The organism is Streptomyces tremellae (assembly GCF_039540215.1).
Classification (GTDB): domain Bacteria; phylum Actinomycetota; class Actinomycetes; order Streptomycetales; family Streptomycetaceae; genus Streptomyces; species Streptomyces tremellae.
Genome location: NZ_BAABEP010000005.1, coordinates 15,755 through 34,974 on the forward strand (window position 1 = coordinate 15,755; position 19,220 = coordinate 34,974).

The following is a 19,220-nucleotide window of genomic DNA, read 5'->3' on the forward strand; positions in this document are numbered from 1 at the left end:
CCGTCCGGGGCTGGGCGTGGTCCGCGCACGCGGAGCCCCGGCGGCGCGTGCGGGACCGCAGCGGGCACCTACACCAGCGGTCCGCCGTCGGCGAGGGACACCCGGCCCGGGGGAGGGAGCACGGTGGTGGGCACGGTCGTTGTCCTCTGCTCCGCGGCCCATGCCGCGATGTGCGCGCGCGAGCGCAGCCCCAGGGTGGTCCTGATGTGGCGGATGTGCGTCTCGACGGTGCGCACCGACACGTGCATCCGGGCGGCGATCTGGCGGTTGGTGAGGCCCTGCACCACCAGCGCTGTCACGTCCTGCTCCCGCTTGCTCAGCAGGTTGTCGGCCTCCTCGGCGGTCGCTCTGGCCGCCTGGGAGCCGAGGGCGAGGGCGAGGACGTGCCGGGGGCGCATCGTGCGGCCGGCTTCGAGCGAGGCGCTGGCCCGGTCGGCAGGCAACACCTTCAGCGCCCCGGACCGCGCCGCGTTGACCCGCTCCCGCCACCACGCGTCGCCCCACGAGGCACGGGGGCCGATCCGCTCGGCGGCACCGATCAGCCGGAGCACCTTCTCGAACCGGTAGGCGCGGGCGGCGACGACGGCCAGGCCCCGCAGCGCTTCGGCCGGCCCGCGCGTGTGCTCCGCGGGACTGTGCAGGGACTCGGTGAAGTAGGCCTCCGCCGCGGGCAGGTCGTCCCTCTCCAGGGCGAGCGCGCCCGCAGTGACGAGGATCGTGTGCAGCCACCGCGACGACACCCGTGTGCGCAGCAGGGGCAGGACCTCGCTGATCACCTGCTCGGCCCGGCCCGGTTCGCCCTTGAGCAGCCGGTACCGTGCGAGACCGGTCAGACAGAGCGCCGTCAGGGTCTCGTCGCACAGGCCTCGACCGATCTTGAGGCACTCCCGCAGGTCCGCCACCGCGCCGCCCTGGTCGCCGTGTGTCTCGCGGAGCGCGCTGCGGAGCAGCAGGAGACGGCTGAGGAGCGGGGGGCGGTCGTATTCCCGCTCCTGTTCCACGGCCTGCTCGGCGTAGCGCATGGCGGTGTCGTAGTCCGCCCGCCGCCCCGCCAGCGCGGCGGCGCACTCCAGGGCGACGCTCCGGTAGGGGGAGGGCCCGGCGCTGCGCTCCAGGGCCTGCGAGAGCAGTGCGAGCGTGTCGTCCGCGGGCCCTCGCGACAGCTCCACCGTGGCCCTCGCGGCTGCCAGGAGCAGCTGCCGCTCGTCCGTGCCGGAGAGCAGCCAGTGGAGGGCCTCGGTGAGATTGCCGTGCTCCTCCTGCAGACGCCGCAGCGTCGCGGGCTGGACGAAGGTCTCCCGGTTGAGCGGTTCTGACAGCCGGGTCAGCCAGGTCACCAGCCGTCCGTAGGTCTCGGTGTCCTCGCTCTTGGCGACCAGCCGTTCGTGGCCGAAACCCCGCATGGACTCCAGCAGCCGGAACCGCGCGGGGCCGCCCTGGCCGGTGCACGGCGTGATGACGGACTTGGCGGACAGGGCGATCAGCAGTTCCGAGGTCCCCGCATCCGCGGCGCCGTCCTCGGCAGCCACCACGGCGGCCGTGTCGAGACCGAAACCGCCCGGGAGCACGGAAAGCCGCCGCAGCAGCGACTGTTCAGTCGGCTTGAGCAGGTCATAGCCCCACTGGAGGGAGGCCCGCAGGCTCTGGTGCCGTCGGTCCGCAAGGCGCCACCCGTTCGTCAGCAGGGAGAGCCGGTCGTCGAGGCGGGCGGTGACCTCGGGCAGGGGGAGCACCCCGGTCAGCCGGGCGGCCATCTCGATGGGGAGCGGCAGTCCGTCGAGCCGGATGCAGATTTCGCCCACGTCCCCGGCACTCTCCTGCGTGAGCTGGAAATCGGGCAGGACCGCGCGCGCCCGGTCGAGGAAGAGGCGCACGGCGTCCGACCGCCGGCATTCCGAGAGAAAGGAATCGCCGTCCTTGTCGGGCAGCGCAAGACCTGACAGCGAGAACACCGCCTCCCCCGGGAGGCGCAGCGGTTCGCGGCTGGTGGCGACGACCCGCAAGTACGGTTGCCGGGGCAGCAGTTCGCCCAGCATCAGCCCGCACTCGTCGAGGACGTGCTCGCAGTCGTCCAGGACCAGGAGGCGGTCTCGCTCGTTCGCGTACGGGACCGCCGCCTGCGGCGCGCGCGGCGCACCGCCTTCGGCCGGTTCGCCGATCGCGGCCAGGATCTGCCCCCGTATCTCGTCGATGCGGGTGAGCGCCGCCAGTTTCACCACGACGACCTCGCAGTGCCGGGCGCGCTGCTCCTGCCCGGCCAGTTCCAGGGCCAGGCGCGTCTTGCCCACACCGGCGGGCCCGGTCAGCGTGAGCAGCCGTACGCCGTGGAGGAACCGGCCGAGTTCCACCATCTCGTCGGTCCGGCCGACGAAGCTGCTCAACTGGGTCAGCGGTCCGCCGCCGACAGCCGTGCCCATTCCGCCGGCCTTCTGCCGCTGCCGGTAGGAGCGCTGACGGCAGGCGTTCGAGCAGTACCGGGAGCGAAGTGGCGCCGTGCTCTCCGGATCTCTTCTGTGCATGTGCTTGCCGCACATGTCGCAGGAAACGGTGGCGGGAGAGGATGCAGAGATCAATCCGGACCTTTCCGTCAGTGCTGCATGGCGGCACCGCACTGTGTCGGGAGAACGTGTCGGGGAGGTCTCTCCGTTCTCCGTCGGCCTGGCCGTGTGGGTTCCCGGCGGCGGCCGGAGCCGGGTTGTCGCGGACGACGGCGTACGAGGGGGGAGCGCCGGCGGGGCGGGCCGGGGCGGGGCCCGTGCGTGCCCCGGTCCTCGGCTGCCCGAAGACGGCACGTACCTGTTCCGGGCATCGGGCAGGCGCCTTCGAGGACCGTGTCGCCGCCGTGTACGCCGTCTCCCGGACGGATGTCGTGCGCACACGCGGGGCCGGAGGTCTGCGGCCCTCTCGCAGGACCGCGAACAGCTTGACGGAGCAGGGGGCTTCGTGACGACGGCGCACGGCTGCGGTCCGCGCAGGAGATCGGACAGGCCGCACGCGCGAGGGGGTTGGCGCTGTGATCGTCGGTGGGGGGATGCCGGACGTTGCCCGGCGCACCGCGGCCGGTGCGGCCGGGTGTCGCACGGACTGGGTCTCTTACGGGCCGCGTCTCTCGGGGTCCGGAGCCGAGGAAGAGGTGTGGGGGGATGGGGGGAAAGGGAGAAAACGCTGACGTGTGACGTTCTGCGGATTCATGGCCGACGGACGGTTGCTTTCGTGCTGTGCCCCCGTGCGGCTCGACTTTCGGTGACGCCGGAAATCGCGACCGTGGCAGCGCCCTGTCGGCGATTCGGCGTCCTCCGTCGATCGTGCTGCCGCTATATCTAAGCATGGCCGTACGCATGATCCAAGCCCGTTCTGCAGGTAGCGCTGCCCGACTCATGCCCGTGTACCGTCGATGAATTGCCCCTTCATCCCTGCTATGTCGTAAGTGTGCTGCCCCTGTGGCAGGTCACGCCGGGGGCTCGCGGACCGTTCCCCGACCCCCGCGGGACAGGCGGGCCGACCGGTGTCCGGCTCCCTGCCGCGGCCCCGAGTGCCACCGGGAAATGCCACGCGGGAAAACAAAAGAAAAACATCCGGTAAGGCGTCATGCGCTTTTTCCGCCGGGCCGGCGCGACGGCGCGCGGCCGCAGACGGGAGCCGCCGTAGCCCCTCCGTCCCGTAACTGCGGCTAGCACTGGTGCCGACCGCGGAAATCGCTGCGAGTATCGCGTTCACGCTGAGGTGAATGAAGGACGGGTGGTCTGTCGCGTGGTTCCGGGCAGTGGAGAGGTTCCCGGCAGCGCAGAGGCGTGGTCACCGGGTGGCGCGTCGGCGAGGAGCCAAGCCTCGCCCGACGGGCCGTGCCCTTCGTCCGCTTCCGCTTCCGCCCTGCCCTCGCCCACGAGAGTCGCGCCGGCCGGCGCGACTGCCGCGCCCGGACACTGCCGGGGCCGCCCTCCGGCGCCGCGGCGGGCCCCACGGCCGACACCCGGGACCGTCCAGCCGGGACCGGTCACGTGTCCTACGGAGGAGAAACGTGCGCGCAACGCAGCAGTCGGCGGCCCCGGCTCCTGAAGGCCCGCCGGGGAGCAGGGGCTACGGTGCCCCCGGCATTGCCGGCGTCGGCACCGCGGTGCCGAGGACCTCCTACACACAGGAGGAAGTCCTCGACACCTTCGGCATCACCGACCCGCGGATCCGTTCCGTCTTCCTCGGCGGCGCCATCGAGCGCCGCGGCCTCACCCTTCCCCCGGCAGGACCCGACGGGCTCCCCGTCGTCGAGTCCCAGGGGGACCTGCTGGGCAAGCACACCGCGAGCGGACTGCGGATGGGGCGGGAGGCCGTCGAACGCTGCCTGAAGGACGCCGGCGCCGCACTCGGCGACGTCCGGTACCTGTGCTGCGTCACCTCCACGGGACTGCTCACCCCCGGCTTCTCCGCACTGCTCATCAAGGACCTGGGTGTCGAACAGTCCTGCCAGCGCCTCGACGTCGTCGGAATGGGCTGCAACGCGGGTCTGAACGCCCTCAACGCCGTCGTCGGATGGGCCGGGGGCCACCCGGGCGAACTCGCCCTGATGGTCTGCATCGAGGTCTGTTCCGCCGCGTACGTCTTCGACGGGACCATGCGCTCCTCGGTGGTCAACAGCCTGTTCGGCGACGGCGCGGCGGCCGTCGCCGTGCGCACCGCCCCGCAGGAGCCCCCGGCGGGCCCGGTCCTGCTGAAGTTCAGCAGCCACATCATCCCCGAGGCGGTCGACGCGATGCGCTACCACTGGGACGACGGGCACGGCAAGTACAGCTTCTACCTCGACCCCGACGTCCCCTACGTCGTCGGCGCCAACGCCGAGACCGCCGTGGCGCGGCTCCTGCGGGGCACGGGGCTCGGCATCGGCGACATCGGCCACTGGGTGGTGCACTCCGGCGGCAAGAAGGTCATCGACGCGCTCCGGGTGAACCTCGGACTCTCCCGGCACGACGTGCGGCACACCACCGGGGTCCTGCGCGACCACGGCAACCTCTCCAGCGGCTCCTTCCTGTTCTCCTACGAGCGGCTGCGCGACGAGAGGGCCGCCGTACGGGGGGACATCGGGGTCCTGATGACGATGGGGCCCGGCTCGACCATCGAGACGGCGCTGGTGCGCTGGTGAGGAAAGGAATCCGCGCAGACATGGAGACCGAGCCCGATCGGACCCGGCTGCCCGAGGACCCGGACGTGCTGGTCAGGCTGGACGCGGGCAGTCCGCTGCCCGAGCTGACCGCGACGCTGGACGAGGCATGTGAACAGGCCGCGAAACAGGGCGAACGGGTGGTCGTGCTCCTCCGGCCCGCCCCGCCGCCGCTCCAGCCGCGCCCATGGCCGGGCGGGGTGTCCATCCGCGAGGTCAAGCGCTGGGAGCGCGCCGTACGCCGCCTGGAACAGCTGGACAGCGTCGCCATCGCCGAGGGCGCCTGCGGCGGCCCCGCACTCGACCTGCTGCTCGCCGCCGGCTACCGGATCTGCACCCGCGACCTGCGGCTGCTGCTGCCCGTCAACGAAGGGCAGTTCTGGCCGGGCATGTCCCTGTACCGGCTCGTCCGGCGCGTCGGACCGGCCGGCGCCCGCCGCATCGTACTGGGGGACACCGCCATCGGGCTCCCCGCCGCCACGGAACTCGGCATCGTCGACCGGGTCAGCGACGACCTCGCCGAGGCCGTCCGCGACGCGGCGGTGTCGCGCGACCGGCTCAGCGACCGCGAGGCACGGATACGCCTGCGGTTGCTCGAAGAGGCCGCCTGCGCCGACTACGACGACGCGTTCGGCGTCCATCTCGCCGCCTGCGACCGTGAGTTGCGGCGCCTCGCCGGCGGCGGCCCGGACCGCGCCGACCGGACGGAGGCGGCCGGGTGACCGCCGGCCCACGCACCGCCACCGCGCCGGAACCCACCGGCCGCTTCGACACCGACGCGCGCCACCTGGCCGAGTACGCAGCCGGGGCAGAGCGCGCCCTCGCGGCGCTGCCACCCGTCCCCGAGCGCTCCCCGGATGAACGCGCCCACGCCGCCGCCGTCCACCGCGGCGCCCGCCGGGTCCGCCGGGCCTTCCTGGCCCGGCACACCGAGTCCGTCTACGGGCTGCTCACCGACGACATGGCGCGCGGGGTACGGCTGCCGGACCTCGTCCACGACGCCGCCGACCGGATCCCCGGCCTGGTGCCGACCCGCCGGCAGATGGCCGCGGAACGCCGGCTGGTCCAGGCCGAGAAGGAAGGAAGGGAGATCGACCAGGGACTGTTCTGCGGCGCCGTGCTGCGCTCGCCCACCGCCGGTAGGCACCTCGTGGAGACGATGCTCGGGCCCACTCCGCGCGCCCTGGAGCTCGCGGACGGTTTCCGTGCGCAGGGCCGTGCCGAACTGGACACCGTCCACGTGGAACGCCGTGGCGCCGCCGCCCACGTCGAGTTCCGCAACCCCCGCAGGCTCAACGCGGAGAACCACCGGTTGATCGACGACCTCGACACCGCCGTGGACCTCGTCCTGCTCGACGACGCGGTCCGCGTCGGCGTCCTGCGCGGCGGCACCGTCGACCCGCCCGCCTACCGGGGGCGACGCGTCTTCAGCGCCGGGGTCGACCTCAGCGACCTGAGGAACGGCCGGATCCCCCTCGTCGGGTTCCTCCTCGGCCGCGAACTCGGCTACATCAACAAGATGTTCCGGGGCCTGCTGACCGACCCGCACCCTGGCGCCCTGAGCGAACGGGGCGTCACCAAGCCGTGGATCGCGGCGGTCGACACCTTTGCCATCGGAGGCGGTATGCAACTCCTGCTCGTCCTCGACCACGTCATCGCCGAGGAGGACGCCTACGTCAGCCTGCCCGCCGCCGAGGAGGGCATCGTGCCCGGGGTCGCGAACCTCAGGCTCACCCGGCTGGCCGGCGCCCGGCTCGCCCGGCAGGTGGTGCTCGGCGGACGCAGGATCGCCGCCACCGACCCCGAGGCCCGCGCTGTCTGCGACGAGGTCGTGCCCGCCGACCGCATGGACGAGACGGTCGAACGGGCCGTCGCGGCCCTGTCCGCGCCCGCGGTCGCGGCGAACCGGCGCATGCTCGCCCTCGCCGAGGAACCCCTCGACCTCTTCCGCGAGTACCTCGCCGAGTTCGCCGTCGCCCAGGCGGAACGCGCCTACGCGCCCGACGTCCTCGACAAGGTGGAGCGCCGCTGGCGGGAGCGCGAACGGCGGCGTGCCGCGCGGGAGAGCCGGCCATGACCGACGCACCCGACCTGTTCGCACCCGACCTGCACCGATCGCTCCAGGACCCGGTACTCGGCTCGATCAGCTTCCTCACCGAGGTGATGGACCGCTACCCCGACGCCATCTCCTTCGCGCCCGGCGCCCCTTACCCGGACTTCGTCCAGGGCCTTGACCTCGGCGGCCTGACGGACCGCTTCCTCGCCCACCTGCGCACCGACCGCGGCCTCGGCCCGTGCCGCGCCGAGCGCGTGCTCTACGAGTACGGACCGGCGCAGGGCCTGATCAACGACCTCGTGGCCGAAGCGCTCCGCGCCGACCAGGGGATCGACGCCGCCCCCGACGAGATCGTGATCACCGTGGGCGCCCAGGAGGCCATGCTGCTGACCCTGCGGGCGCTGTACCGGGACGGCCGTGACGTGCTCGCGGTGGCCGACCCCTGCTTCCCGGGGATCGTGGGCGCCGCGCGGTTGCTCGACATCCCCGTTGCCGACGTCCGCGAGGGGGCCGCGGGACTCGACCTGGACCACCTCGCCGCGCGCTGCAGGCAGGCCCGTGCCGCGGGCCGGCGCGTCCGCGCCTGCTACGTCGCCCCCGACTTCTCGAACCCCGGCGGCGTCAGCATGCCCCTCGAAGCCCGGCACCGCCTGCTCGCCCTGGCGGCCCGCGAGGACCTGCTGCTCATCGAGGACAACGCCTACGCCTTCACCGCCCCCGAGGACGACGCCCTGCCCGGCCTCAAGGCCCTCGACACGGGGCGCCGCGTCGTGCACCTCGGCACCTTCGCGAAGGTCGGGTTCCCCGGTGCCCGCGTGGGCTACGCGGTCGCCGACCAGCGCGTCCAGCACGCCGCGGGTGAGCGGCCGCTCGCCGGGGAACTCGCCGGCCTCAAGACGATGGTCACCGTCAACACCCCACCGCTTTCCCAGGCGGTCATCGGCGGCCTGCTGCTTGAGCACGGGCACTCGCTGACGGCTCTCGCACGGCGCAAGGCCGAGCGCTACCGGTACAACCTCGCCTGCCTCACCGACGCTCTGGAGCGGCACCTGGGCCACGGCATGCCGCCGGGGGTCGCCTGGCGCCGGCCGGCCGGCGGCTTCTTCGCCCGCATCGATCTGCCCGTCCCGGCCGACTCGGCGCTCCTGGAGGTCTCGGCGTCCGAGTACGGCGTGCTGTGGACGCCCATGCGCCAGTTCTCCCTCACCGACCGCGGCGACCGGCAGATCAGGCTCTCGTGCAGCTACCTGGAGCCCGAGCGCATCGAGACCGGCGTCCAGCGGCTCGCGGCCTTCCTGCGGAAGGAGGCCACGGGATGACGAACGGCCGGGAGGCACACGCCCCCGGCCGTCCTCCGAGCCGCTGACGCCCGAAGGGGGCCCTGGGGCCGTGGACGGCCGGCCTCCCGCTGACCGGGTCAGCGCCGCAGGGAGAGCCCGCCCTGCGGTGTGTAGGCAGAACCGCCTTTCAGCGGCGGATTTTCAGCGGCAGACGGAGATAGCCGCTCTCCCGACCGGGCGAACAAGCGGGGCCGCTACGCGGAGACCGGGGAGGCGGCGTTCATGAGGGGCAGCCTCCCCTCGTGCGGAAGGACACCGGAGGTCATCGCCGTCCGAGTCCGTGGCGCCGCGGAGCCGTCCGGTCCGGGGCCCGCGCCCTCACGGCAGGCGCCCCTCAGCGGGCGGCCCCGCCCGGCCGGCCTCTTCCGCCAGCCGGCGGGAGATCGCGCGCGCCGTCGCCCGCACGGCGGGCCCGTAGCCCGCGTCAGGGAAGCCGCTGCTCGGTGCGACGACCGAGAGCGCCGCCACCACCGCGCGGCCGTCGCGCACCGGCGCGGCCACCGTGCTCATCGGCCCGGGGTGGCTCTGGTGGCCGTGGGCGTAGTCGCCGCGCCGCACCTCGGCGAGAGCGCGGCGCAGGTCGGAAGGGGCGTGGAGGCGGTCGTCGCCCTCCCCGGGACGGTGGGCCGCGACGGCCCGGTCCTGGACGGCGGGCGGCGCGAACGCCAGCAGCACCAGGCCGACACCCGTCGAGGCGAGCGGCAGGCGGCCACCGACCCGGTAACGGACCGGGCCCGCGTCGAGCGCCGAGAGCCGCTCGACCAGCAGTGCCTCCGCCTGCTCCCGCACCGCGAGGAGGACATGCTGGCGGGTCACGTGGAACAGGTCCTCCATGAAGGGCATGGCCACGGCCCGCAGCCCGTGGCCGCGCGGCGCGAGTGACGCCGTCTCCAGCAGCCGCAGCCCCACCACGAACCTGCCGTCGTCGAGCCGTTCGAGCGCGCCCACCCCGACGAGCGTCCTGGCGAGCCGCAGCGCGCTGCTGCGGGGGATGCCGCTGCGCCGCGCGAGTTCGCCGAGCGTCTGCGCGCGCCGGCCGCTGTCGAAGGAGCGGAGCAGGGCGAAGGCACGCTCGACGACCGGCTGCCCCTGCGGGGGCCGGCCCCCGCGCCGCCGCACGGACCCCTCAGCAGAACTCGGTGTTTCATTCATCGGCATCACCCCTGCCGTTCGACGGACACCTTCCTACGGTGGCACGCGTACGGACCCGCTGACAGGGAGAGCCGCATGCAGCCGACAGGACTCGTCGACGTCCACGCCCACTTCGTCACCGACGGTTATGTCGCGGCGGCCAGGTCCGCCGGCATCGACCACCCGGACGGGATGCCCGGCTGGCCCGGGTGGAGCGTCGCCGGGCAGCTCGACACGATGGACCGCGCGGGCATCGGAAAGTCCTATCTGTCGATCTCCTCCCCGGGCGTCCACTTCGGCGACGACGCGGCGGCCCGCGCCCTCGCCCGGGAGGTCAACGGGTACGGGGCCGGGATCCGCTCCGAACATCCCTCGCGCTTCGGCCACTTCGCCTCTCTGCCGCTGCCCGACGTCGAGGGCTCGCTCGCCGAGGCCGCCCACGCCCTCGACGTGCTCGGCGCGGACGGCGTGACGGTCGAGAGCAACCACCGCGGCCAGTACCTCGGCGACCCGCGCAACGAACCGCTGTGGGCCGAGCTCGACCGGCGCGGCGCCCTCGTCTTCGTCCACCCCACCTCCCCGCCCCGCGCCGAGGACATCGCCCTGGGACGGCCGAGGCCCATGCTCGAATTCCTCTTCGACACCGCGAGGACCGCGAGCGACCTGCTCCTCAACGGCGTCCTCGCCCGCCGCCCGCGCATCCGCTGGATCCTCACGCACGGTGGCGGGGCGCTGCCGCTGCTCGCCGACCGCATCGAACTCTTCCGCACCCTCGCGGGCACCGGGCCCGCGGAGGCGCCGGGCACCGTGGAACAGCTCGGACGCCTCTGGTACGACATGGCGGGGACGCCCTTCCCCCGCCAGATCCCGGCGCTCGACGCGGCGTTCGGCACCGGACGGCTCCTCTACGGCAGCGACTCCTGCTGGACTCCGGCCGAGGCGGTGCTCACACAGGTCGCCTCCGTCGACGCCGCCCCCCGGCCGTCCGCCGACGACACCTGGCGCGACCTCACCACCCGCAACGCGCGCCGCCTGTTCGCGGCGGACGGGCGCTGACCGCCTGGCGTCCCGCACCGCAGGGGAGGGCGCGGGCCCTGGTGCTGCGCTCCGCCACCGTCGTCGATCCGCGGGACGGCGCGCCGTACCGCCTCCAGGCTGGGCGTGAAGCCGATCGAGCACGTCGGCGCCGGGTACGGCCTCGGGACACGGCCGGGGCCCGGACCGGCACACAGCCGGTCCGGGCCCCGGGGGAACTGCCGCCTACGCGACGTCGGCGCTGTCCACCAGGGCGACGCGGTGGTTGTACTGGATGGTGTAGAACTTCTCCGCACCGATCACGTGCGTGTCGCCCGAGACGAAGAAGTCGTCGGCGCTGACCGGGGGCTGGGCCGCCACATACGCCTGGCCCGCGGGGAAGGAGTACACGCTCAGGGGCTCCTGGGCCGACGGCGAGAGGCCCGAGGGGTACTCGGAGGGCTTCGGGTAGCCGGAGCCGTAGAGCGCGGCGCTGTCCCCGGTGGGCCTGACGACGGTCGCGCCCGGCGCGGGCACGGTGTTGCGGCCGCCCGGGTTGTAGAACCACACCTTCGCGCCGCTGAACCAGATCGCGGTCCAGTCGCCGCTGACACCGGCCACCACGAACTGCTGCCCGTCCTCGACGGTGCTTCCCCAGTCGTTGATCTGGTCCGTGCCCTTGCCCTCGGCACCGGGGTGCACGGCCGGGTCGGCGAAGAGGGGCGCGCCGGTGTCCGGAGCGGTGCGCACGGGAAGGAAGTTGGCCGGCTCGGAGCGGTCGGCGCACTCGGTGGTGGTGCCGCTGGGGTCGTCGTCCGGGCAGACGCGCACGGTCTGCTCGTTGCCGGAGAACGGCGGTGCGATCGTCACCGCCTCACCCACCGCGGGCGTGCGTCCGGTGCGGGTGGCGGTGTGCGTGCCGACCATGCCCATGAAGCGCGACCAGTCCCAGTACGGGCCCGGGTCCCAGTGCATGCCCGCGACGTAACTGTCTTGCGGCCCCGGCACGTTGTCGTGGCCGATGACGTGCTGGCGGTCGAGCGGGATGTCGTACTTGGCGGCCAGGTACCTCACCAGCTCGGCGGTCGCCTGGTACTGCGTCTGCGGGTACCAGCTCGCGCCCTGGGCGGCGAAGCCCTCGTGCTCGATGCCGATCGAGTGCAGGTTGAACCAGTAGTTGCCGGCGTGGTAGGCGACGTCCTTGGCGGCCGTCATCTGGGTGACGGCGCCGTCCGAGGCGCGCATCACGTAGTGGGCCGAGTCGGCGCTGCCGCTCTGCTGGAACGTGTCGATCGCGGCCTGGTACGACGACTCGGTGTCGTGGATGACGATGTACTTGATGTCGACACCGTCGGCGGGCCGGTTCGCGACCTGGCCGTTGGAGGCGGCCGCCGGCAGGAAGGTGCAGTCCACCGTGGTGGGGCACTCGGTGTCGGTGGCGGGCGTGCTTGCCTTCAGCCTCAGCTTGGCGAGCTGCCCGGTCGAGGGGCGCACCGAGGGGGCGGCCGCGAGCTTGACGCGCTGCCCGTCCTGCGTCTTGCGGCTGACGCCCGACGTGACCGAGGTGAAGACACGGTCGGCGAACAGGCCGGCGGACTTCTCGTCGGGGGACTGGCTGTAGCGCGCCACCGCCCCGTACCAGGCCGCGGGGTCGTTGGGGGTGCCGCCCGTCAACTCCTTCTCGTACGAGGCGAGGAGGGCCGCGCCGCCGCGGATGTTCTCGCGGTCGTCCGTGCGCAGCTGCTTCGCGGACGCGCCTGTGAGCCCGGCGGCGGCCTTGAGGGTGTGGAGCGAGGGGCTCGACGTGAGCGACGCGATGTCACCGCGCCCGGCCGCTCCGGCGGCGCCGCCCGAGACCATCGCGGTGGTGACGTCCGTGAGGTTCATCGGGCCGTAGCCGCCAGAGGTGTTGTACCGGCCGCCGTGCGCGTCCCACAGCGACTCCTGGTAGGAGACGCCGAGGAGTACGTCGAGCGGTACGTGGAACTCCTTCGCCGCGTCGGCGAATTCCGCCTGTCTGTCCTGAGTGCCCGCGTCGCCGGTCAGCGCGGCCTGCGCGGACGGCAGGGCCACCAGGCAGCCCGCGACGACCGCGGCCCCCGCCACCGTGCCCGCAAGGATGGTGCGGGACTTCTTCTTGTGTGCAGACTTTCGCAAGGAACCTACCTCGATCACGCGCTCTTGGGAGTCCGTCAGGCGGTGCCCGCCCCGGTGCGATGGCACCGCGGTCGCGACAACTCGTCGAACGTATCAAGCCGGTCTGCCCCTCCACTCGGCCGGACCTGAGGGCGCGGTGAGACCGCGAAAGCGCAGCTCGCCGGCGTCTGACCGGCCGCGTCCCGCACCGGGGCACACACGGCGGCGGCGAAGGGGATCGCGCCGCACAGGACCGTCCCACCTCCCGCACAACAACCCCACACGATCTCCTCACCGGGCGGCGGGGCGGCGCGGGCGCCGGTCGCACGATCAGCCGGGCACCGTCACACGCGGTGGCCGGCTGCCCCGCCCTGCCGCGGATCCGCCGCCCGGGAGGAGAATGCCACTGTCAGGACGGCGGACCGGCGAGGAGGCGGTGGGGCGGGATGGTCGGTGTGGTGCAGCGGCTGGTCGACGGGCTCGCCGACCGGCTCGGGCGCGCGGTCGTCGTCGACGACCCGGAGCTCAGGCCCCTCTGTACGAGCAGGCACTTCGGCGACGAGGACGAGCAGCGGATCCGCAGCGTCCTCCAGCGCGACTCCGGTTTCGCGGCGACCCGGCACCTGCTCGCCCAGGGCGTGCGGCGGTGGGCCGCCCCGGCGCTCGTGCCCGCCGACGCGGATCTCGGCATGGCCGCGCGGCTCGCCGCGCCCGTCAGACTGCACGGCTGCTTCCTCGGGCTGCTGCTCGTCATCGACGCGGACCACTCTCTGACCGGGGCAGAGCGCGAGCTGATCGGCCGCACCGCCGACGACGTCGCGGTCCACCTGTACGCGGAGCGCCTCGCCGCCGACGAGGACCGGGCCGTGACCGAGCGGACCGTCGGCGACCTCCTCGACGGGTCGCGGGCCCGCAGACAGGAAGCGCTCGCCGCGCTCGCCGCCGCCACGGGCGAGCCGCCCGCCGGGGCGCGTACGACGGTGACGGTCGTCGAGGTGGCCGCCCCGGCGGGCGGAAGGGGCGCGGTCGACGCGGAGGACGCGCTGCGCACGGCGATCCAGCACGTATGGCCCCGCGGCGCCTGGTGCTGCCTGTCCCGGGTGTCCGCCGCGGGCGCGTGCCTGGTGGAGACGGGTGCGGGGGTCTTCGCCGCCGCGCTGCGCGAGCGGGCGGCCGCGCTCGTCGGGGCCGTGGACGAACTGTGCGGCGGCGCCCGCGCGTCGGCCGGGATCGGCGACGACGCGGCCGGGCTCGACGAGGCGTGGCGGGCCCACCGGCAGGCCCTGGTCGCCGCCGACGCGGCACGCCGCGTGCCCGGCCTCGGCCCCGCCGCGGTGTGGTCGGAACTCGGCCCCTATGCCACGCTCCTGCAACTGCCCGAGGACACCGCCGGGTGGGAGACACCGCACCCGGCCATGCGCGCGCTGGCCGCGCGCGACAGCGGCGGCCGGCTCGTCGAGACGCTGGAGTCCTTCCTCGACCAGGCGGGTTCGCGGCCGCGCACCGCCGAGGCCCTGCACATCCACCGCACCACTCTCTACTACCGGCTCGACCGCATCGCGCAGATCACCGGACTGGACCTGGACGACGGCGGGGACCGGCTCGCACTCCACCTCGCGCTGCGCCGCGCCCGGATCGCCGCACGCCGGCCGGACAGGGTGTGACCTGCCCTTTCCTCTTCGCGTAGGAAAGGGCCCCCGGTTCTTTCCCGCCTCCGGGGGATCACCCGGAGGCGGGTGCCCGGACATACTCCGGGAACACACCGGCTGACGGCGCGCGGCGCCCGCCCGCGCCGCCGGTGCGACGTTGCCGGCGCGTCGAGCGCCGAGCCTGCCGAGATCCGGGAGCCACGCATGAGCAGCACACCACCGAACCCGCCCGACCTGGTGTCGAGGCCCGCCGTCGTCGTGGGCGGGAACAGCGGGATCGGCCTCGAAGTGGTCCGCAGGGCAGCGGTCACCGCCGCGTCGGTGACCGTGGTCGACCTGCCCGACCGGCCGTCCGCCGGGCTCGCCGCACTCGGGGGGCGGGTCCGCTACCTCAGGGGCGACGTGCTCGACCCCGGGAGCCTGGAGAGGTGCTTCGCCGCCGCGGCCGAGGACGGTCCTGTGGGCAGTGTGTTCGTGTCTGCGGGCGTCACACTGCCGGGCAGCCTGCTCGACGTCTCCGCGGAGGCCGCCCAGCGGTGTCTGCTGATCAACCTGATGGGATCGGTCAACACCTTGAAGGCAGCGGCCGGTTCACTCGCCCCGGACGCCTCGGTGGTGCTGTGCGCCTCGGTCGCGGCGTACACCGGCGGCGGCTATGTGGGCGGTTCGGTCTACGGCGCCTCGAAGGCGGGCGTGATCGGTCTCACCAGGGGTGCCGCGCGGGAGCTCGCAGGCCGGGGCGTCCGGGTCAACTGTGTGGCGCCGGGGGCCACCACCACGGGCATGGTGGGGGACGACCCCGGCGTGATCGAGCGGCTGAGCGCCAAGACCCTGCTGAACCGGCTCGCGGCGCCCTCGGACATAGCGGCCTCCGTGCTCTTCCTGTGGTCGTCGGCCGCCTCGTATCTCACCGGCGCGACGATCGACGTCAACGGGGGCTCCCACCTGGGGTGAGAGCCCTCTCCCTCCAGCGGGTCCCGGTACGGCCACCGCAGCTACATCCTGGATCCAGGATGCATTACGCTGTCGGTGGCCGCACCGTCCGCTGCGGAGCACACCGCCGAGAAAGGGATCCGGGAGCACATGGCAGCCACCATCTACTACGAGGCCGACACCGACCTCTGTATCGTCCAGGGGCGCAAGGTCGCCGTCATCGGCTACGGGAGCCAGGGGCACGCGCACGCCCTCAGTCTGCGCGACTCCGGCGTCGACGTGCGCGTGGGCCTGCCCGAGGGCTCCAAGTCCCGCGCCAAGGCGGAGGAGGCCGGGCTGCGCGTCCTGACACCGGCAGCGGCCGTCGCCGAGGCGGACCTCGTCTCCGTCCAGGCGCCCGACACGGTGCAGCGCACGCTGTACCGGGACGACATCGAGCCCCATCTCCGTCCGGGCGACGCCCTGTTGTTCAGCCACGGTTTCAACGTCCGCTACGGCTACATCACGCCGCCGGAGGGTGTGGACGTGCTGCTGGTCGCGCCCAAGGGCCCCGGGCACCTGGTGCGCCGCCAGTTCACCGAGGGCAACGGCGTGCCGTGCCTGGTGGCGGTGGAGGCGGATGCCTCGGGCGGTGCCCTGGCCCTCGGCCTGTCCTACGCCGCGGCGATCGGCGGCGCACGGGCGGGCGTGCTCGAAACCACCTTCGCCGAGGAGACCGAGACGGACCTCTTCGGCGAGCAGGCCGTGCTCTGCGGCGGCACCTCGGCCCTGATCCAGGCCGGGTTCGACACCCTGGTCTCGGCGGGATACCAGCCGGAGATCGCGTACTTCGAGGTGCTGCACGAGCTGAAGCTGATCGTGGACCTCATCTACGAGGGCGGCATCGCCCGCCAGCGCTACTCGTGCAGTGACACGGCCGAGTACGGCGACCTCACGCGCGGACCCCGGGTCGTCGGCGAGGCCACGCGTGCGGAGATGCGGAAGATCCTCACGGAGATCCAGGACGGCACCTTCGCCAAGGAGTGGATCGCGGAGGACGAGAGCGGCCGGCCCGCCTTCCTGCGGCTGCGGGCCGAGGGCAAGGCGCACGGGATCGAGGCGGTGGGGGAGCGGCTGCGCGGGCTGATGTCCTGGGTCGACCGGCCGATCACCGAGACCGCCTGAGCGGCAGACGGGAAGCCTCGCCGCGCCGCCGTCCGGGTCACCCAGGGCGGCGGCGCCGCGGCGCCGCCGCCCTGCCCGGTGGGCGGAGGTTCCGGGCGCGGACGGGCGCCCGCATCCGGACGCGGCAAAGCGCTGCCGGCGGCCTCCCGTGTCAGGGCGTGGACAGGGACGGAGACCGCCGGCAGCGCGTCCTGCGGGGCCGGTCGTGCCCGGCCGGGGAAGGGCTCAGCCCGAGGCGACCAGGTCCCTGATCTCGCGCACCAGGAGCCCGGTGTCGGGCACGACGGCCGCCTCAAGCCCCTCCGCGTAGGGCACGGGCGTCCTGGCGCCACCGAGCCGGCGCGGGGCCGCCCGCAGGGTGTGCCACAGGCGCCGCCCCACCTGAGCTGCCAACTCGGCGCCGAAGCCGAAGAGTTCCGGAGCCTCATGGGTCACGAGCAGCCGGCCGGTGCGGGCCGCGGACGCGGTGACGGTGTCGATGTCCAGCGGGTACAGCGTGCGCGGATCCACCACCTCCACACCGATCCCCTCGGCCGCCAGTACGTCCGCGGCTTCGAGCGCGCGCCTGCGCATCAGCTGGGTGGCCACCACCGTGACGTCGGACCCCGGGCGTACGACGTCCGCGAGTCCCAGCGGGATCGGCCCTTCGCCCACCGGCCCCCGGTCGTTGTAGAGGGCCTTGTGTTCGAGGAAGACCGTCGGGTTGGGGCTCTCGATCGCGGAGAGCAGCAGGCCGTACGCGTCGCCCGCGCTGCCGGGGACGACCACTTCGAGGCCGGGCACGTGGGCGAAGAGGACCTCCAGGGACTGGGAGTGCTGCGCCGCCTTGCCGATGCCCGAGCCCTGGTTGGTGCGCAGCACCAGCGGGACCTCGTACTGCCCGCCGAACATGTACCGCGCCTTCGCCGCCTGGTTGACGATGCCGTCCATGCCCAGCAGGGTGAAGTCGGAGTACATGATCTCCAGCACGGGGCGTGCCCCGCGCATGGCGGCGGCGACCGCGGCGGAGACGAGGGCCTCCTCGCTGATGGGGGTGTCGCGCACCCGCTCGGTGCCGAAGGTCTCGGCGAGTTTGCGCGTGACGCCGTAGATGCCGCCCCCGGTGCCCCAGCGCGTCAGGTCCTCGCCCATGACGAAGACCCGCCCGTCGGCCGCCATCGCTCGGTGCAGCGCCGAGTTGAGGGCGCGCCAGGTACTCAGCGTGCGGGTGCTACGCGGCGCCGTCCCGCCCTCGCGGTGTGCGGTGGGTTCGGCGGGTTCGGTGTGTTCCGGTGCGGTGTCGGTCATCGTGTCCGTCCCTCCGTGGCGTATACGTCCCGGAAGGCGCTCTCCGCCGCCGGGTGCGGGGACGCGAGCGCGAACGCCTCGGCCGCGTCCACGGCGTGCAGGGCGTCGCGCTCCAGCCGCCCGAGCGCGTCCCCGGTCAGGTGACGGGCCGCGATCAGCCGCCGGGCGAGGGCGGCGATCGGATCCCGCTCGCGCCAGGTGTCCACTTCCGCCGGCTCGCGGTAGATCTGGGTGTCGTCGGCCATGTGCCCGAGGTAGCGGTAGGTGTCCGCCACGATCAGGGTCGGACCCCCGCCCGCGCGGGCTCGGCGTACCGCCGACGTCGCGGCCTCGTGTACGGCGACGAGGTCCATGCCGTCCACGTCGACGGACGGCACGCCGTACGCGGTGCCGCGCTCGCTGATGCGGAGCTGGGCGACCATGCGCTCGATGGCCGCGGACTGCGCGTAGTGGTTGTTCTCGCAGACGAAGACGGTGGGCAGGGCCCAGACGGCCGCGAGGTTCAGGCTCTCCGCGAGGACGCCCTGGTTGGACGCGCCGTCGCCGAAGTACGCGACCGCCACCTCGTCCGAGCCCGCCAGCCTCGCGGCGAGCGCCGCGCCGGTCGCCAGGCCGATGCCCGCGCCGACGATGCCGTTGGTGCCGAGGATGCCGAGCTCGCGCACGGCGATGTGCATCGAGCCGCCCTTGCCCCCGCAGTACCCGTCGGCGCGGCCCAGGATCTCGGCGAGGGTGCGGGCGGGGTCCGCGCCGCGTGCCAGACAGTGGGCGTGGCCGCGGTGGTTGCTCGCGATGCTGTCGAGCGGGCCGAGGGCCATGGAGACACCGACTGCGACGGCTTCCATGCCCACGGAGGGGTGGGTGGAGCCCCGGATGAGCTTCTTCTCGGCGTAACCCGGCAGCCTGCGCTCGAACTCGCGGATGAGGAGCATGGTCCGCAGCGCCCGCAGGCCGTCCTCCGCGGGGTCGAAGCCCGCCGTGCCGAAGTCCGCCGTGCCGCTCATGCCAGCCTCGCGACGACGGTGTCCGCGGCGACGACCTCGCCCGCGCCCACCAGGATGCTCAGGGTGCCGGCGGCGGGCGCGGTGAACTCGACCGAGGCCTTGCCGGTCTCCAGTTCTGCGATCGGCTGCCCGCTCTCCACCGCGGTGCCGTCCGCGACGAGCCAGGCCGTCAGTTCGGCCTCCTCCTCGTCCCCCAGCAGGTCCCCGTGCACGGTGACGTCCATGTTCTGACTCCTAGAATCGGTACGACCGATTGCATGATTGGTGTGTCCGTTGCTCTCTGTCAAGGGTTTCGTTCATACCGACTCCATCATTGGTTGTACCGATCTGCGGGGAGGGCTGGGGGCGGAATTGGTA

General features: G+C 73.4%; 14 protein-coding genes. 8 read left to right on the forward strand and 6 right to left on the reverse strand.

Features of this window, described 5'->3' with window-relative positions; translation table 11 throughout:
* Nucleotides 1–68: 68 nt before the first annotated feature.
* Nucleotides 69–2,417: an ATP-binding protein gene (locus tag ABEA77_RS05995; RefSeq protein ID WP_345642217.1), complete on the reverse strand. Its 2,349-nt coding sequence runs from the start codon at nucleotides 2,415–2,417 to the stop codon at nucleotides 69–71.
* Between the two features lie 1,601 nt (nucleotides 2,418–4,018).
* On the opposite strand from ABEA77_RS05995, the gene dpgA reads away from it, so the two are divergent.
* From dpgA to ABEA77_RS06015, 4 genes are read left to right on the forward strand one after another with little or no spacing between them, the layout of a single operon-like run.
* A complete protein-coding gene (gene dpgA / locus ABEA77_RS06000; protein WP_425588208.1) occupies nucleotides 4,019–5,131 on the forward strand; it encodes a 3,5-dihydroxyphenylacetyl-CoA synthase DpgA in 1,113 nt (370 codons plus the stop codon).
* Between the two features lie 20 nt (nucleotides 5,132–5,151).
* Nucleotides 5,152–5,871 (forward strand): enoyl-CoA-hydratase DpgB, encoded by a 720-nt coding sequence (dpgB, locus tag ABEA77_RS06005; RefSeq protein WP_345642220.1) that lies wholly within the window; start codon nucleotides 5,152–5,154, stop codon nucleotides 5,869–5,871.
* Nucleotides 5,868–7,226 (forward strand): (3,5-dihydroxyphenyl)acetyl-CoA 1,2-dioxygenase DpgC, encoded by a 1,359-nt coding sequence (gene dpgC / locus ABEA77_RS06010; RefSeq protein ID WP_345642222.1) that lies wholly within the window; start codon nucleotides 5,868–5,870, stop codon nucleotides 7,224–7,226. Before dpgB ends, dpgC begins: the two co-directional genes overlap by 4 nt.
* Nucleotides 7,223–8,524: an aminotransferase-like domain-containing protein gene (locus ABEA77_RS06015; protein ID WP_345642225.1), complete on the forward strand. Its 1,302-nt coding sequence runs from the start codon at nucleotides 7,223–7,225 to the stop codon at nucleotides 8,522–8,524. Before dpgC ends, ABEA77_RS06015 begins: the two co-directional genes overlap by 4 nt.
* Nucleotides 8,525–8,863: 339 nt before the next feature.
* Here the strand turns inward: ABEA77_RS06015 and ABEA77_RS06020 are convergent, their stop codons facing one another.
* On the reverse strand, nucleotides 8,864–9,697 hold the full coding sequence (locus ABEA77_RS06020; protein WP_345642228.1) for an IclR family transcriptional regulator: 834 nt from the start codon (nucleotides 9,695–9,697) through the stop codon (nucleotides 8,864–8,866).
* Nucleotides 9,698–9,772: 75 nt separating this feature from the next.
* On the opposite strand from ABEA77_RS06020, the gene ABEA77_RS06025 reads away from it, so the two are divergent.
* Nucleotides 9,773–10,732: an amidohydrolase family protein gene (locus ABEA77_RS06025; RefSeq protein ID WP_345642231.1), complete on the forward strand. Its 960-nt coding sequence runs from the start codon at nucleotides 9,773–9,775 to the stop codon at nucleotides 10,730–10,732.
* Nucleotides 10,733–10,936: 204 nt separating this feature from the next.
* On the opposite strand, the gene ABEA77_RS06030 is transcribed toward ABEA77_RS06025, so the two are convergent.
* Nucleotides 10,937–12,847 (reverse strand): N-acetylmuramoyl-L-alanine amidase, encoded by a 1,911-nt coding sequence (locus tag ABEA77_RS06030; protein ID WP_345642234.1) that lies wholly within the window; start codon nucleotides 12,845–12,847, stop codon nucleotides 10,937–10,939.
* Nucleotides 12,848–13,272: 425 nt separating this feature from the next.
* On the opposite strand from ABEA77_RS06030, the gene ABEA77_RS06035 reads away from it, so the two are divergent.
* The 3 genes from ABEA77_RS06035 to ilvC all read left to right on the forward strand — a co-directional run bounded on the left by ABEA77_RS06035 (nucleotide 13,273) and on the right by ilvC (nucleotide 16,572).
* Nucleotides 13,273–14,490 (forward strand): PucR family transcriptional regulator, encoded by a 1,218-nt coding sequence (locus ABEA77_RS06035; protein WP_345642236.1) that lies wholly within the window; start codon nucleotides 13,273–13,275, stop codon nucleotides 14,488–14,490.
* 189 nt (nucleotides 14,491–14,679) lie between these two features.
* The gene (locus ABEA77_RS06040) at nucleotides 14,680–15,429 is read left to right on the forward strand and encodes an SDR family NAD(P)-dependent oxidoreductase (RefSeq protein WP_345642239.1); all 750 of its coding nucleotides are present in this window, start codon (nucleotides 14,680–14,682) and stop codon (nucleotides 15,427–15,429) included.
* A 129-nt stretch (nucleotides 15,430–15,558) separates the two neighbouring features.
* Nucleotides 15,559–16,572 carry a ketol-acid reductoisomerase gene (gene ilvC, locus ABEA77_RS06045; protein WP_345642241.1) on the forward strand — a complete coding sequence of 338 codons (1,014 nt, stop codon included), beginning with the start codon at nucleotides 15,559–15,561 and terminating at the stop codon, nucleotides 16,570–16,572.
* Nucleotides 16,573–16,797: 225 nt separating this feature from the next.
* Here ilvC and ABEA77_RS06050 read toward each other — a convergent pair whose 3' ends face one another.
* The 3 genes from ABEA77_RS06050 to ABEA77_RS06060 are packed head-to-tail and all read right to left on the reverse strand — an operon-like array spanning nucleotide 16,798 to nucleotide 19,087.
* Nucleotides 16,798–17,859, reverse strand: coding sequence for an alpha-ketoacid dehydrogenase subunit beta (locus tag ABEA77_RS06050; RefSeq protein ID WP_345642244.1), 1,062 nt, complete (start codon nucleotides 17,857–17,859; stop codon nucleotides 16,798–16,800).
* Nucleotides 17,856–18,863: a thiamine pyrophosphate-dependent dehydrogenase E1 component subunit alpha gene (locus ABEA77_RS06055; protein ID WP_345642246.1), complete on the reverse strand. Its 1,008-nt coding sequence runs from the start codon at nucleotides 18,861–18,863 to the stop codon at nucleotides 17,856–17,858. The genes ABEA77_RS06050 and ABEA77_RS06055 overlap by 4 nt, the downstream gene beginning before the upstream one ends.
* Nucleotides 18,860–19,087, reverse strand: coding sequence for a biotin/lipoyl-containing protein (locus ABEA77_RS06060; protein ID WP_345642249.1), 228 nt, complete (start codon nucleotides 19,085–19,087; stop codon nucleotides 18,860–18,862). The genes ABEA77_RS06055 and ABEA77_RS06060 overlap by 4 nt, the downstream gene beginning before the upstream one ends.
* Nucleotides 19,088–19,220 lie beyond the last annotated feature (133 nt).

What these genes read in the sequence shown, in the direction of transcription:
- ilvC (WP_345642241.1), top strand. Translation starts at nt 15,559, where the DNA reads ATGGCAGCCACCATCTACTACGAGGCCGACACCGACCTCTGTATCGTC.
- dpgB (WP_345642220.1), top strand. Translation starts at nt 5,152, where the DNA reads ATGGAGACCGAGCCCGATCGGACCCGGCTGCCCGAGGACCCGGACGTG.
- ABEA77_RS06050 (WP_345642244.1), bottom strand. Translation starts at nt 17,859, where the DNA reads ATGACCGACACCGCACCGGAACACACCGAACCCGCCGAACCCACCGCA.
- ABEA77_RS06040 (WP_345642239.1), top strand. Translation starts at nt 14,680, where the DNA reads ATGAGCAGCACACCACCGAACCCGCCCGACCTGGTGTCGAGGCCCGCC.
- ABEA77_RS06035 (WP_345642236.1), top strand. Translation starts at nt 13,273, where the DNA reads ATGGTCGGTGTGGTGCAGCGGCTGGTCGACGGGCTCGCCGACCGGCTC.
- ABEA77_RS06025 (WP_345642231.1), top strand. Translation starts at nt 9,773, where the DNA reads ATGCAGCCGACAGGACTCGTCGACGTCCACGCCCACTTCGTCACCGAC.
- ABEA77_RS06020 (WP_345642228.1), bottom strand. Translation starts at nt 9,697, where the DNA reads ATGAATGAAACACCGAGTTCTGCTGAGGGGTCCGTGCGGCGGCGCGGG.
- ABEA77_RS05995 (WP_345642217.1), bottom strand. Translation starts at nt 2,417, where the DNA reads ATGGGCACGGCTGTCGGCGGCGGACCGCTGACCCAGTTGAGCAGCTTC.
- ABEA77_RS06015 (WP_345642225.1), top strand. Translation starts at nt 7,223, where the DNA reads ATGACCGACGCACCCGACCTGTTCGCACCCGACCTGCACCGATCGCTC.
- ABEA77_RS06060 (WP_345642249.1), bottom strand. Translation starts at nt 19,087, where the DNA reads ATGGACGTCACCGTGCACGGGGACCTGCTGGGGGACGAGGAGGAGGCC.
- ABEA77_RS06055 (WP_345642246.1), bottom strand. Translation starts at nt 18,863, where the DNA reads ATGAGCGGCACGGCGGACTTCGGCACGGCGGGCTTCGACCCCGCGGAG.